The sequence below is a fragment of the Flavobacterium sp. 38 genome (assembly GCF_057799715.1).
The window spans coordinates 73,459-86,629 of record NZ_JBYNWZ010000008.1 but is presented as its reverse complement, the minus strand read 5'-3'; the positions used below and the strand labels follow the sequence as shown (position 1 = coordinate 86,629).

The following is a 13,171-nucleotide window of genomic DNA, read 5'->3' as shown; positions in this document are numbered from 1 at the left end:
TTATCGAAGAGTTTTAGAACCCCAAAACCTCTTTAATGTTCTTCGGGTTCTCTCACAATTTCCATATTCCCATCATTTTGCTTTACCGCTTTCCAATCGGGATTCAATTCTATTTCGTAAAATTCGCTTATAATTTTTCTGCCCTCAATTTTAGAAGGAAGCGGAAACACAAAATATGTTTTTCCCTCTTTTTCATAACTTAGAATTCCAGCTTTGCCCAATTGGTTTTTTCCTTCAATTGTGCCAAAATTTCCAAAGTTTTTTCCCGATTTATCTCGTCCTTTTATGCTAGAATACACAATTCCTTTCTCGTTTAAGGTCAAAGTGCCATTCATATTAAAAGTACGTCCGTAATGTTCAATATCGACAATAGCGACTTTCAAGGTTGGTTTATTGAGCAATAAATTACTGTAATAGTCAATTAGCTTCTTTTGTTCTTCTTCTCGCGCAACTTCCTGTCTGTTTATTTCCTCAAAATTGTTTCTAGATTTAGCAGATTCTAATGTCTTTTTATTGACGTTTAATGCCGATTTAAGAATCATCTTTTCGTAAATGTCGACAAAATTATAAATCTTGTTCAGACCATTTCTCCAATGAATTTCCAGATAATCAAAAATTAATCCGTAGGCTGGACCAGTGGCGTAGGGGAAAGGTCGTGTATACGTTTTGGCTTCTTCTCTCTGATTAATTTCTTCAATCGCTTTTTCATATTTATTCTCATAAGAAGATAGAGCAAAACCGGTGTAATTGGCTAAGCCTTCTAAGGTTTCTATTTCCAATTCGTCGTTGAGGTATTTTGCATATTGCTTTTGTCTTTCTTTTCTAAAAATAACGGCATCTTTCAGATAGTTTTTGACTTCAACGGTTTTTCTTTTTTCGATAATAGCCTTCAAAGCATTTTTTAATGCCTGATATTCTAATCGCAATAAAATACGGGCATTAGTTTCGTCCAAATATTCAATCGGATTTCCTTTAAACTTTCGAGATTTCATCTGCAGCAAATGAAACAATTCATGAATAACAGTTGCACTTTTATCATCCAGATAGTTATTCAAAACTGTAGCATATTCTTTTCCTTCATATTTCTGAGTAGTATTGACAAAAACCAGCGAATTGCGTTCCATTGTTTTATAATGTAAAGTATCATTATCGGTTTTGCTGTTTGATAAGTTTGCCAAACTGTAAATAGAAGTATCAAAATCAATCGAAATAATGCTGTCATTCCAGATTGGTTTTCCCCAAAGTTTTCCATTATCTTTTTCTAAGAGAACTTTGGCTTCCAGAAGTTTTGTTTGAATGTTTTGCCTGTTTGCTAAGGCTTTATCTGTTTCTTGTGCTGTGGCAAGTTGTAAAAGCATCGTGAAGATTAGCAATAAAAGATTCTTTTTCATTTTCGATTGATGTTTAAGATTTCGAAAACAAAATTAGAATTGCCAGTAATGAAAATGAGTTACTAAAGGGCTGAAATTAGGACTAATCCCTAGGATGATTTTTTAATTTCTCTGCCAATTCATGCCGATTTGCCACATCCAATTTGGCGTAAAGATTTCGGATATGCGTTTTTACCGTGCTCAAAGAAATAAAAAGTGCGTTAGCAATTTCTTTATTGGTCTTATCTGCCAAGATCAATCTGGTGATTTTCTCTTCTTGACTCGTCAAGCTTAAGTTTGAAAATTGGAGCTGGTTTTCTTTTGGTTTCAGCAGTTTCAATTTTCTGAATTGAAAAACAGCAACAATAATCAAAACGAAGACTAAAAAGCCTAAGAAATAATTTAGTTTTTTATGAAAAGCATATTGTTGCTGTAAAATAACATTCGATATTTTTGAGATTTCATCTTGATATTGAAGATAATAAGAAGTTTCGCCGTAATAGTCTTTTAGCGAATTTGATATCGTTTCGTAAAACTCCAGATTTTTTTCAAAATCAGTTTTAACATCAAAATCACTTTTTTTAATATCCGAAAATGCCAAAAGTTTCAGAAGCGGATGCTTTATATTCTTTTCGCTATACGATTTCACTTTTTCGGCAAAATCATTTACAGCCTGCTGCTGAGCTTCTTTATTTTTGATTTGAGAATTGTTTTTCTCCAATTGTTCTTCAAAAGATTTTAGCTTTTTCCATTCATTATCAATCAAATTGCTGTTTTTTGACAGACTAAACCAATTATTTCCCGATTTTGAAAAGTAAATAGTATCTCGGTTAGAGAAAATAAAATTATGATAATTGCTTTTCTCATTATCCTGAACCAATTGAAGTCCTTTATTGGTATTTATGTTGGAATGAATGCGATAGAGTTTGTCTTTTTCTGATAACAATTGCCCTTTAAACTCAAAATAACCCGAACTGTCCGTTTGGGTCGAAAAAAGAATCTGATTTTCAGTAATCATTGTTTCTTCGTCATATTTCAATAGACTCAAATAAACCGTTTTGTTTTGCTGCTCTGCGTCAATATATCCCGAAATTTTATACTGCCCGTAACAAAACGGAATTGAAAAACCGATAAGGATTACACACAAAAAAAGAGTCGTTTTTATTTGATGCATTTTATTTTTATATAATTATAGAAACTGATAAAGTGTAATTAATTGTAGTTTAATGTTTTATAAATAACTAAAATAAAGAAAAAACGCATTCGAATAAAAATAAGTAACTGAATTTTGCAGAGCTGAAGAAATAGGGATACTACTTCTTCATCGCTTTGGCTCGCATATTGGGTGGCATTTTTTCGATAGCATATCGAAGTGCGGTTCTTGGCATGGTCGCTTTATTTTTGATTACAAAATCGAACACTTCTTTTTGATTTGCTTCACTTGCCGCTTTAAGCATCCAGCCATAACCTTTTTGAACCAAATCATCTTTATCGTGAAGTAGGATTGTGGCTATTTCAAAAATCTCTTCTAAAAATAGTCCTCTGCGGGCGGGAATAATCAAGGTTACAGCAGCGGCACGACGCGTCCAACGGTTAGAGGAATGTGCCCATTTTTTCAGTTTCGCAATGTATGCAGGATACATTTGGAGAAAATCTCCAATAGTATGATTACACAGCGTATCGCACGAAGCCCAATTGTTTACGTAGTTTTTTACCCATTTTTCGAACGTTTCAAAATCTGAAGGCTCGTACTGTTTACGCAGAGCATACGATAAATTGCACGCGATAATAGATTCTTCTAAATTGCCAGATTGCCAAAGAATTTCACACAAATCAAAAATTTCTTGTTTCGGTTTGCCTTTTATGTCACTTAAAATTTCTTTACTGATTTGATGTACAATTGGAATTTTAACTCCATACGAATTAATTTCTTCTTTAAAGAAATGTTGAGAGCCGTTTTTTGTTTTTTCATCAACACTGTCTTTGAGCGTTTGACGAATATTATCGATAATTGTTTTCATATTGGTTTATTATCGTTATTTAAACTTGCTATTGTCATAATTATAAGGAATACTTGAGCCAACAACTACGTCTTCAATTCTTTCTATAATTAACCAGTCATCCATATTTTTTTGGTGTTCGAAGTTCAGAGGCGGGTCTATTTCCTCTACTTTCGCAAATTTAACGAGAATGAGGCATTTTTTTCGCCAGCGTTTTTTCTGGTTATCCGTCAAATTGAGATTTTCCTGATTGCTTTCAAGAATAGTTATAATCTCAGAATCTGCTAATTTAATATAGTTTTCTACATTGGTTACTAAGGCTTTTGCTGAAATTTGTTTCGTCCCTTTCTTCATGAAATACAAAATCTCATTTCTAAACACTCGGCTATGGGGGATTTTACGTCCCGCTGCGCCACGAACAATCATTGTTTTTTCTCCTTCGAGTATTTTTTCTAATACCTTTTCTTTGTCATCACAGTATACTAAATGTACCATACGATTATCATTTTATCTTATTTATATTCTTAAATAATATAATTAGGATACAGCCATTTTTGCCATACAGTATAAATTTCTGCTACTCAATATGCTGCTTTGATCGTTTTCGGATTGTTGGAAGTTTTGTAAAAGTAGGTATTTTCTGTAAACTATTTATTTGAAGTGTAATATTTATTTCGCTTAAATTAGTTCGGAGTTTGACAATGAAAAGAAAGCATTTGAAGGAATAAAAACGACAAGTTTAGTTTATTGCTGAATAACAACCCATTTTTCAAATCTTCCGTGATGGCTGATTGAAATATCCTGAAGCGAATTTGAAGTTTTTGAATACGGAATACCATTTTCGTCTTTTATAATTTCGACGTTTTCAACTTCAATCACATGATTTAAGTTTTCGGGATTGTTTACAGCAATGGTATGAATACTTTCAGGAGAAATTGTGGTTTTGGTATAATAAACATTTTCATTGCAAATTACTTTTCCGAATGCTTGATTAAGATTGAAAGAATCTAAAAAACAACAAAGCTTCTTCGGACAGAATTCGCGTATTTTAGTTTGACGGTTGTAGATTTTATAAGCCGCTTCTTTCATGCTCCATAAAAGCCAAACCATAGTTTCGGGTTTCGAATGATTTCTTATAAACTCTTGTTCTTCTGTGGTAAAAAGTTTTTCTATAAAACCTTTGCGCTGCCAGTTGCTTTCCAAACGTGACTGCGCAAGATCTATAATGTCATTGCCAATCATTTTTCGGCAAGTTTGGTTTCGATGATTTCAACTGCGGTTTTTACGTCAAGCATGCGTTCCATATCGGCATTGTCGATCACGATATCAAAATTTTCTTCAATATCCAGTACAATATCAACCAGATTAGCCGAATTGATATTTAGGTCTTTAATAAAATCGGTTTCTTCTGTAAGATTGTCAAACGCTTCTGTGTTTGTTGTAAAAGGCTTTATAATTCCTTTTAATTTTTCGATAAGTTCGGTTTTGTTCATATTAGTTTTCAAATTTTTTAAAGATTATGCATGCGTTCACATCGCCAAAACCAAAACTGGCTTTCGCAATTATTTTTGGATTTGTTTTAATTGTTTCTAAAAGCACTTTCGAAGGATCAATAAGAGAAGCGATTTCAGGATGAAGATCGGAGCAATTTTTATTTCCAAACAAAAATCCTTCGTGAAGTTGCAGTATAGCAGCTACGCTTTCAATACTTCCAGAAGCACTTAAACAATGTCCTGTCAAGCTTTTCAGCGAATTAATGTACGGAAAATCAGAACCGCTTCTGTTCAAAGCTTTGGTCCAATTTTCAATTTCCAAACTGTCTTTTGTAGTCGCGGTCAAATGTCCGTTTATGGCATCAATTTCATTTGGGTTTATTCCAGCATTTTCGACTGCGCTTTTAATACATCTTTGCACAGCAGTACTGTTGGGAGCCGTCATAGTACCGCCATCGCGCTGCCCGCCAGAATTGATATTGCCACCTAAAATTTCAGCATAAATTCTTGCATTACGTTCTAGAGCACTTTCTAAATCTTCAACAACAAAAGCTCCAGCACCGCTTCCAGGAACAAATCCTGCAGCCGAAGCACTCATGGGTCTTGAGCCTTCTTCGGGATTGTCGTTAAATTTAGAAGAGCAGACACGAAGCGCATCAAATCCTGCCCAAATATAGGGACCGCTGTCTGAAGTGCTTCCTGCTAAAATCCGTTTGGCATGTCCAGATTGTATTCGGTCATACGCCATCAAAATCGCTTCTGCGCCCGTAATGCAGGCCGAAGAATTGGTTGTAACCTGATTTCCGAATCCGATTTTACCGCCCAGATAAGCGCTGACACCGCTATTCATGGTCTGAGCAACGACTGTGCTTCCTAATTTACGAGTTTGGAGTTCGTCAATTTTATAAATGCTTTCGCGAAATTTATCTATGCCAGAAGTTCCCGCTCCAAAAATGGCGCCGCTGTCCCAATCTGGAGTTTCGTTTAGTGGCAATCCTGCATGATTCCAAGCTTCCATTCCTGCGATAACGCCGTAAAGAATTCCCGTGCTATTAAATCCGCGGAGTTCGAGTTCGGTAAAATATTGCGCTTTTAATTCTTCTGAAATTTGTGGCTGACCCGCAATCTGACAGGAAAATTGCAATTCTTCTAATTGTTTATCATGACGAATACCAGAAATGCCGTTTTGCAACGCATTTGTAAATTCCGAAATTCCAACACCATTTGGCGCAGCAACTCCAAGACCTGTTATTACGATTCGCTTTTTCATAATCTTTTTGTTATCATTCCAGCCAGAATTCCGCGACAAACTTCTTGTCCAGCTTCATTTTTCATTATGGCGTTGCATTTTAATTTTCCAAAACGAAAAAACAATTTTTCAGAAGCTACCGTCACTTTTTCGTTTGGATAAACAGGTTTTAAAAACTCCATTTCAGCCGAAGTAAAGGCAATTACGGTATTTTCGCCCAATTCATTTCCTAACAGAAATATTCCCAGACAAACCATTCCAATCTGAGCCATGGTTTCGGTTAAAATAACGCCCGGAGTAACTGGATTGTCTTTAAAATGTCCTTTATAAAAATCTAAATTTTCGTTGAAAGTATACGTTCCCGTCACGCCATTTTCATCTGCATGAAGCAATTCGTCTACAAATAGAAAAGGTTCACTGTACGGAAGCTGTTTGATGATTTCATTTAATTCCATAAGCTTTCAAATTACCATTGCAATAAAACTCTTTGTGCCGAAAAACCCGGGCCAAAACTCAGCATTAAACCTTTTTCTCCTTTTTTCGGATTTCGGTTCATAATGTTTTCTAAAACGTACAAAACAGTTGCACTCGACATATTTCCATATTGTTTCAGCACTTCTTTTGTATCGTCGATATTTTTATGTAATCCTGCAAAAAGTTCTTCGACCGTTGTTACAATTTTTTTTCCGCCGGGATGAAAAATCATATGATCAATATCTTTTATTTCCAGATTATTCTGTTTTAAAAACGGATGTATAATATCGCCAAAATGAGAGGCAATTGTATCTGGAACTTCAATATCGAGAACCATCTGCAAGCCGCCGTTGGTTAGTTTGAAACCCATCATGTGTTCGGCATCATAAAAATGATACATCTGTTCGTCCAGAATTTCGGGGCCATTATCATTTTCGCTTGACGACAATAAACAGCAGGCAGCTCCGTCTCCAAAAATCGCGGCACTGACAATGTTCGGCATCGAAAAATCATTCAGCTGAAAAGTGGCTGTTGGCGATTCTACCGCAATTACAGCGGCGCGTTTCCCAGGATTTGATTTTAGAAAATTCTTCGCATAAATAATTCCCGATATTCCTGCCGCACAGCCCATTTCGGTTACGGGAAGACGAACGATATCTTGTCTTAATTTCATTTTATTGATAAGATACGCATCAAGCGACGGAATCATAATTCCGGTACAGCTTACGGTAATAATGTAATCTAAGCTCTGCGGATCCCAGTTTGCTTTTTGAAGTGCTTTTTCCAGCACTTTTTCTCCGAGAACAATCATTTCGCGACTGTAAATGTCATTTTTTTCTTCGAATGAAGTGGCTGTAAAAACCTCTGTAGGCTCCATAATAGAATACCGTTTATCTACAGAAGCACCTTCAAATATCTTTTTTACTTTTTTGACAAAACGTTCTTCCTGACCTTCAAGCCAAACTTCTACAAGCGGAAGGATTTCTTCGGTCGTACGGGAATATTGCGGAAGCTGTTTTACAGCTGTAACTATCTTTACACTCATATTTTTGTAATTATCCATTGGTAACGGAAAGCCCATTTCCAGTTGATGGAATAGTTTTTTAAATTTAATTTTTTAGAAAAATGTTCTAATTCTTTCTTTTTGAATCCTTTTAAAATAGAAATCAAACCATCGTTGCGAGACATTGTATTGAGATTGAAAACCACGCCAATTAGCTGAAATAATCTATAGGCGACTTTGCTGCGATGCAAATCATTCACAACAATTCCGATCGAAGCATTATCGTTTAATGTTTCCATCAGATCGTTTATCTGATTTGTGGTAAAATGATGCAAAGTCAGTGTACACAAGACAGTATCGTATTTTAGCGATTTAAAATCTTCACTGAAAATATCCAGACATTTATATTCGATATTTGGAAAATCTGCTGAAAGTTTCTGGGCATAATCAATCGTAAAAGCGTTGGCATCTATTCCAATTAATTGAAATTTTAGATTATGTTTTTTTCCATAATTGGCAAGCATTCGAAGCATATCGCCATTTCCGCATCCAATATCGACAATGGTAATCGTTTTAGAAGTATCGGTCTTTTTTAAAAGTTCTTTTATGCCGTGAAGCGTCAGTTTGTTTCCGCCAAGCAATTGATTGATAGCAGCAATCTGATCTAGCGCACCGATAAGTTCTTCGCTTTGAAGCGAAAAATCATCCATCATTTCGATTTCTTCTGTTCTATATTTGGTATTTACACTCATTTATTCACTAGTTATGGGACGGCCGTGCGTTTGTTTTATAATGACTGAAAGCAATGACGGCAGCGATGCAGCGATGGTTGTCAAGGCATGAGTAAGGTTTTTATGTGTTAGCGCTTTGGCCAGTATTCGTCCGAAGAATAATCTTTTTCCGAAATGTTTTTTCCATTCTTTGCGGTATTTTTTTTCGAATTCATTTCTGGATTCGATTTTTCCATAATAAAAGTCCAAAACTAATTCTGAAGCTATTTTTGCACTGTGAATCGCCATCGCCATTCCGTTCCCGCACATCGGATGAATTAATCCAGCGGTATCGCCAATCATCAGAATATGATTTTCTACAGGTTCTTTTTTATCGAATGAAATCTGACTGATCGTTAAAGGTTTTTCGAATAGGGAAGTGCTGTTCTCCAAAACAGCTTTCAGTTTTTTATTTTTATAAAGAACCGATTTTTGATATTCTTCGATGTTTTTATACTTTTTAAAAGTTTCAAAATCGGCCAAATAGCAAATGTTTATAATGTCTTTTTCGACTTTTGAAACCCCGCAATATCCGCCTTGAAAATTGTATAAAGCGACAAGACTTTCGTCAAAGTTTCCAGAATAATGACTTTTTACAGCTAGCCACGGAGATTTTTTAGAAATAAAATCTCTGGAAAGGATTTGGTCAATATTGGATCTTTTGCCAAAAGCGCCCAAAACTATTTTTGCATTGAGCATTTGTTCAGAGGTGGTTACCGTAAAAATGTCGTTTTGAAAAGAAACATTGGTCACCGTTTCTGTAATAACGGTACAGCCATTTTCTATTGCTTTTTGAAATAAAAAATGATCCAATTCGTAACGGCTGATTCCGAAACCGCCTAGCGGTAGTTTGGTTTTTGCTGTTTTACCATTTTGCGCGGTGAATTCAAAGTTTGAAATAGCTGTCGGATGAAGTTTTGAAACGTCTATATCCAGCCAGAATAAGTAGGGAAGAATTTCATTTGAGATGTATTCTCCGCAGACTTTGTGTTTTGGAAAAGTATTTTTTTCGATAAGAATAACCTTCAATCCTTTTTTGGATAAGTGTAAAGCGCCCGCCAGACCAGCAAGCCCGCCTCCAATAATAAGTACATCCGGATTTGTTCTCATACTACCAATTTAACTATAAATTTTGATATGGATTTATTAAATTCTATAAGAAATTAACAAAATATCAACGTGGGGAAGTATGTTATGAGTTATGAGTTATGAGTTATGAGTTATGAGTTATGAATTATGAATTATGAATTATGAATTATGAATTATGAATGAAGAAATGCGAATGATAAATTATGAGTTATGATGTTACGCATATAAAAATTGATTTATATGTTTAAAATTCACAACTCATAACTCATAATTTATAATTCATTAATTTTTAGCTTTCTATCGAAGCTTTTAGCATTAAATAATGCATATCGGTATTTTTTACAAAAGGTTTTAAAAGCTCGCTTCCTGGACCAAAAGCGGCAAGCTCTACATAATCGCCAGAATGATCCATGCTGATCCAACCTACATTATTGTGTTTTTTCTGGATTTCTGAATAGGCCTTAAAAGGAAGTTTTTTGTAATTGTATAAGCCGCCTTCTTGTTTTTCGAGTCCCGAATAAAAGTCCAGCAAGTGTTTTGCTTCTTCGTCGGTCAGGCTAATTTTGTTGGTTTCAAAAATCCAATCTTTAATTTGCTGCAAATTAAAATCGCTATGAATGGCATTTAAAATATATTCGTTTGTGTATTTATAATCGGCAATGCTTTTGAAATTCTTTACGGCATCTGCTCCATAAATAAGCCCCGGATTAGCATTGCCATGATCTGTTGTAATAATGACAAGCGTTTCTTTGTCTTTTTCTGCAAAATCTATGACTGCTTTTATGGCATCATCAAAAGCCAACTGATCGTGAAGCAAAGCCGAAATATCATTAGCATGAGCCGCCCAATCTACTTTTCCGCCTTCAATCATTAGAACAAAACCATTTTCATGATCTTTCATTTGGTTAATGGCTGCTGTACTCATTTCGGCAAGAGTCGGCGTATTTTGCAATTCAGCAATATTTGTGCGGTCAATAGAATAGGGAAGTGCGCCCGAAGAAAAAATGCCAAGCGTTTTATTTCCTTTTTTTAAATTATTTAAGTCAGCACCATTTTTTAGAATCTGATATCCTTTCTGTTCGTATTTGCCGTAAAGATCTTTTTTATCTGCTCTTTTTGCAGCATTGAAAAATTCATCTCCGCCGCCCATTAAAACATCAATTCCAAGGTCGGCGTACATTTCGGCAATTTCAGGCTCTGCGTTTCGGCTATCAGAATTCACGCAAAAGCCTGCGGGAGTGGCATGAGTAATCGTAACGGTGGTCACGCAGCCCGCTTTTTTACCCGCATTTTTAAACTTTTGCCAAATCGGAAGGTATTTTTCTCCATTGGCTCCAACGTTTAAAACACCATTTTTAACGCGATGTCCGCCTCCAAAAGAAGAACTTGCCGCTGCAGAATCGGTTACTGCAGAACTGTCAGAAGCCGTATCCATTAACGCTCTCGAAACTTTATTTTCATCATAAAGCGTAATCCAGTTTCCGTTTTTGCCTAAAATATACTGAGAATATAAATTGGCCATTTGAAGCGTGCCAGAACTCATTCCGTCGCTGACCATGAATATAATATTTTTCGCTTTTTTGCTTTTTTTAGAAATAACTTCTGAATTATTTGCAAATAGCACTGATGGACCTAGAGTGAAAAGTCCGGTTAACGCGGTTGAGCCTTTTAAAAATTTACGCCTGTTCATTTTTGATTGTTTTTAATGCGATGTAAAGTAAAAATATTTTTCTTACTAACGAAACTTTGTTGCATTAATTTTTTGTTGTTTTTTTCTAAATTTGCAGTCTGCTCAAATTCCGAGTTCCGGAATGAGTTATTTAGCATTAAAAATAAATGACAATACAAGATTTAGTTGGAAATTATTCCATTTCAGGAAGCAATCAGGACGAAAGTAATGAGATTACCTACCAAGGTGTTCTGAGCTTAGCTTTAGACAAAAACAACCGTATCAAAGCGGACTGGCTTATCAATTCGCATCAACAAAAAGGAACAGGTTTTTTTAAGGATAATATTCTGGTTATCAATTTCAGTTACAAAGGCGAAGACAATAAAACCTATAAAGGAGTAGCGGTTTACAGATGCATCACAAAAGATGTTCTTGATGGTTTTTGGTCAGAGAAACATGGAAATCCGCTTTATTTAGGAAGCGAATATTGTTTGAGAATGGAAACTACTGAGCGATTGAATTAATGAATTTAAACACATAGTTTTACGTCAAGATAACTTTGTCAAAGTTCAAAACTTTGACAAAGTTTACCGCACTGGCTTATATTAAGTGGTTTGAGTTGCTACAGCTTTTGTTCTATATTTTCTGTTATAAAGAATAATAAAGCCAATCCACATTACTAGAAGAGCTACAATTAAAATAAGTTCTGTTTCGTGAAGCCCATTGCGAAAGAAATTGTTTAAAGAATGCACTCCAGCAACAGCTAATAAAGATCCTGTCGAAGCATAGACTTTTCCGATTCCCCAAGTTCCAAAGAAAATGATTCCGAAGAAAATCATATTGCTTGGCGTGGTTTCAAAATTAAGATGCCAAGCAAACCAAAGAACTGCGATAATTAGAATTGAAGTAAATTTAGGAAGCGATTTTAGCTGTTCCTGTAAAAAGCCTCGCCAGCCAATTTCTTCCAAAAGACCGTAAGCTAAAACGGTAAACATTAATAAAATTGGAAATTTCCCGATTGTGAAATAATAAACTGTAGCGATTAAAACCGCAGGAAGAATCCAGTAAACGGCAAAAGGAACAATTGCATTTTTGTATATTCCTTTTAAAGACATTGGATTATTTAGAGAAAATATTTTGATGGCAGCCAAAGCGCCCAAAGCAGGACCAACGCCACGAAGCAGAATTACCAAATACGGATTTTCGATTCCAGATAATAAATTAGTTTTTGTAGCTGCATATCTGCAGATTACAGCAATTATGTAATAAACTAGGATAGCGGCAAAGTTGATTTTATTTTTCATCGTTTTAAATTTGTTTGGTTTAGTGAAGCAAACTTAGTACGCGAAAATGAAAATAAAATTGACTTTGGGTAAGAAATCATTTTTCCATAACTCTTTTTCGAATTCGGCTTAAACTTTCAGCCGTTAATCCAAGATAGGAAGCAATGATTTTGAGAGGCGTTCTCTGGAAAATTTCTGGACGGCCTTCTATAAGTTTTAAATAACGCTCTTGTGGAGAAAGCGTTAAAAGATTAATCTGTTCTTGCTGTTTGCGCACGTAAAGCATTTCAGAAATCGCTTTTCCGATTCGCAAACCTGTTTCCGATCTTTGGTATAATTCTTTTAAATCGAGATGGGAAATAGACCAAAGTGTTACATCTTCTAAAGCTTCGGTTTTTATTACAGACGGCTGCTGATTTAGAAAAGACATATAATCGCTTATAAAACTATTTTCGTACAGCAAATTAATGCAAATGTCTCTTTTACCATCCCAAACAAATAATCCAGCCGATCCTTTAATGATGATGTTCAGGTATTTTTCGACGCCGTGGTAATCTTTTATAATATCAGATTTATCGAATTCACGCACTTTTATTTTCTCCGAAAAACCTTTCCAGATATTCATGTCGGCAGTAAAATAGTTTTCGAAAATTCGCTTTACCTCTTCTGGAGACGGACTGTGTGGCATTTTATAAAGTATCAGTTTGGAATGCCAATATAAGGTTTATCTCTCAAAATAAAAACAATTGTATTAACCAAAACTGATGTTCA

15 protein-coding genes are annotated in these 13,171 nt (G+C 35.2%); 1 reads left to right on the top strand and 14 read right to left on the bottom strand.

What is annotated here, in order from left to right; genetic code table 11:
• Positions 1-32: 32 nt before the first annotated feature.
• The 12 genes from AC3E9W_RS18055 to AC3E9W_RS18000 all read right to left on the bottom strand — a co-directional run bounded on the left by AC3E9W_RS18055 (position 33) and on the right by AC3E9W_RS18000 (position 11,138).
• Positions 33-1,391, bottom strand: a complete 1,359-nt coding sequence (locus AC3E9W_RS18055) for a hypothetical protein (protein WP_488769449.1) — start codon at positions 1,389-1,391, stop codon at positions 33-35.
• Between the two features lie 82 nt (positions 1,392-1,473).
• Positions 1,474-2,544 carry a response regulator transcription factor gene (locus AC3E9W_RS18050; RefSeq protein ID WP_488769448.1) on the bottom strand — a complete coding sequence of 357 codons (1,071 nt, stop codon included), beginning with the start codon at positions 2,542-2,544 and terminating at the stop codon, positions 1,474-1,476.
• 139 nt (positions 2,545-2,683) lie between these two features.
• A complete protein-coding gene (locus AC3E9W_RS18045; protein ID WP_488769447.1) occupies positions 2,684-3,391 on the bottom strand; it encodes a DNA alkylation repair protein in 708 nt (235 codons plus the stop codon).
• 15 nt (positions 3,392-3,406) lie between these two features.
• Positions 3,407-3,865, bottom strand: coding sequence for a hypothetical protein (locus tag AC3E9W_RS18040; protein ID WP_488769446.1), 459 nt, complete (start codon positions 3,863-3,865; stop codon positions 3,407-3,409).
• A gap of 249 nt (positions 3,866-4,114) precedes the next feature.
• Positions 4,115-4,612, bottom strand: coding sequence for a 4'-phosphopantetheinyl transferase family protein (locus AC3E9W_RS18035; RefSeq protein WP_488769445.1), 498 nt, complete (start codon positions 4,610-4,612; stop codon positions 4,115-4,117).
• Positions 4,609-4,863 carry an acyl carrier protein gene (locus tag AC3E9W_RS18030; RefSeq protein ID WP_306156405.1) on the bottom strand — a complete coding sequence of 85 codons (255 nt, stop codon included), beginning with the start codon at positions 4,861-4,863 and terminating at the stop codon, positions 4,609-4,611. The genes AC3E9W_RS18035 and AC3E9W_RS18030 overlap by 4 nt, the downstream gene beginning before the upstream one ends.
• 1 nt (position 4,864) lies before the next feature.
• The gene (locus AC3E9W_RS18025) at positions 4,865-6,133 is read right to left on the bottom strand and encodes a beta-ketoacyl-[acyl-carrier-protein] synthase family protein (protein ID WP_488769444.1); all 1,269 of its coding nucleotides are present in this window, start codon (positions 6,131-6,133) and stop codon (positions 4,865-4,867) included.
• On the bottom strand, positions 6,130-6,567 hold the full coding sequence (locus tag AC3E9W_RS18020; protein ID WP_488769443.1) for a 3-hydroxyacyl-ACP dehydratase FabZ family protein: 438 nt from the start codon (positions 6,565-6,567) through the stop codon (positions 6,130-6,132). The genes AC3E9W_RS18025 and AC3E9W_RS18020 overlap by 4 nt, the downstream gene beginning before the upstream one ends.
• A gap of 11 nt (positions 6,568-6,578) precedes the next feature.
• A complete protein-coding gene (locus AC3E9W_RS18015; RefSeq protein ID WP_488769441.1) occupies positions 6,579-7,631 on the bottom strand; it encodes a type III polyketide synthase in 1,053 nt (350 codons plus the stop codon).
• Complete coding sequence (locus AC3E9W_RS18010; protein WP_488769440.1) at positions 7,628-8,341, bottom strand: methyltransferase domain-containing protein; 714 nt, start codon at positions 8,339-8,341, stop codon at positions 7,628-7,630. The genes AC3E9W_RS18015 and AC3E9W_RS18010 overlap by 4 nt, the downstream gene beginning before the upstream one ends.
• Positions 8,342-9,469, bottom strand: a complete 1,128-nt coding sequence (locus AC3E9W_RS18005; protein WP_488769439.1) for an NAD(P)/FAD-dependent oxidoreductase — start codon at positions 9,467-9,469, stop codon at positions 8,342-8,344. It lies immediately after the preceding gene.
• Positions 9,470-9,737: 268 nt separating this feature from the next.
• Complete coding sequence (locus tag AC3E9W_RS18000; RefSeq protein WP_488769438.1) at positions 9,738-11,138, bottom strand: alkaline phosphatase; 1,401 nt, start codon at positions 11,136-11,138, stop codon at positions 9,738-9,740.
• Positions 11,139-11,284: 146 nt separating this feature from the next.
• Here AC3E9W_RS18000 and AC3E9W_RS17995 point away from each other — a divergent pair, with 146 nt between their 5' ends.
• Positions 11,285-11,641: a hypothetical protein gene (locus AC3E9W_RS17995; RefSeq protein WP_488769437.1), complete on the top strand. Its 357-nt coding sequence runs from the start codon at positions 11,285-11,287 to the stop codon at positions 11,639-11,641.
• A gap of 81 nt (positions 11,642-11,722) precedes the next feature.
• On the opposite strand, the gene AC3E9W_RS17990 is transcribed toward AC3E9W_RS17995, so the two are convergent.
• Together AC3E9W_RS17990 and AC3E9W_RS17985 are read right to left on the bottom strand one after the other, a co-directional pair.
• Positions 11,723-12,421: a CPBP family intramembrane glutamic endopeptidase gene (locus AC3E9W_RS17990; protein WP_488769436.1), complete on the bottom strand. Its 699-nt coding sequence runs from the start codon at positions 12,419-12,421 to the stop codon at positions 11,723-11,725.
• A gap of 76 nt (positions 12,422-12,497) precedes the next feature.
• Positions 12,498-13,088: a Crp/Fnr family transcriptional regulator gene (locus AC3E9W_RS17985; RefSeq protein ID WP_488769435.1), complete on the bottom strand. Its 591-nt coding sequence runs from the start codon at positions 13,086-13,088 to the stop codon at positions 12,498-12,500.
• Between the last annotated feature and the right edge of the window lie 83 nt (positions 13,089-13,171).

Coding starts and splice junctions, on each gene's coding strand:
- AC3E9W_RS18025 (WP_488769444.1), bottom strand. CDS start 6,133: ATGAAAAAGCGAATCGTAATAACAGGTCTTGGAGTTGCTGCGCCAAAT.
- AC3E9W_RS18000 (WP_488769438.1), bottom strand. CDS start 11,138: ATGAACAGGCGTAAATTTTTAAAAGGCTCAACCGCGTTAACCGGACTT.
- AC3E9W_RS17995 (WP_488769437.1), top strand. CDS start 11,285: ATGACAATACAAGATTTAGTTGGAAATTATTCCATTTCAGGAAGCAAT.
- AC3E9W_RS18055 (WP_488769449.1), bottom strand. CDS start 1,391: ATGAAAAAGAATCTTTTATTGCTAATCTTCACGATGCTTTTACAACTT.
- AC3E9W_RS18015 (WP_488769441.1), bottom strand. CDS start 7,631: ATGAGTGTAAAGATAGTTACAGCTGTAAAACAGCTTCCGCAATATTCC.
- AC3E9W_RS18045 (WP_488769447.1), bottom strand. CDS start 3,391: ATGAAAACAATTATCGATAATATTCGTCAAACGCTCAAAGACAGTGTT.
- AC3E9W_RS17985 (WP_488769435.1), bottom strand. CDS start 13,088: ATGCCACACAGTCCGTCTCCAGAAGAGGTAAAGCGAATTTTCGAAAAC.
- AC3E9W_RS18005 (WP_488769439.1), bottom strand. CDS start 9,469: ATGAGAACAAATCCGGATGTACTTATTATTGGAGGCGGGCTTGCTGGT.
- AC3E9W_RS18050 (WP_488769448.1), bottom strand. CDS start 2,544: ATGCATCAAATAAAAACGACTCTTTTTTTGTGTGTAATCCTTATCGGT.
- AC3E9W_RS18030 (WP_306156405.1), bottom strand. CDS start 4,863: ATGAACAAAACCGAACTTATCGAAAAATTAAAAGGAATTATAAAGCCT.
- AC3E9W_RS18020 (WP_488769443.1), bottom strand. CDS start 6,567: ATGGAATTAAATGAAATCATCAAACAGCTTCCGTACAGTGAACCTTTT.
- AC3E9W_RS18040 (WP_488769446.1), bottom strand. CDS start 3,865: ATGGTACATTTAGTATACTGTGATGACAAAGAAAAGGTATTAGAAAAA.
- AC3E9W_RS18035 (WP_488769445.1), bottom strand. CDS start 4,612: ATGATTGGCAATGACATTATAGATCTTGCGCAGTCACGTTTGGAAAGC.
- AC3E9W_RS18010 (WP_488769440.1), bottom strand. CDS start 8,341: ATGAGTGTAAATACCAAATATAGAACAGAAGAAATCGAAATGATGGAT.
- AC3E9W_RS17990 (WP_488769436.1), bottom strand. CDS start 12,421: ATGAAAAATAAAATCAACTTTGCCGCTATCCTAGTTTATTACATAATT.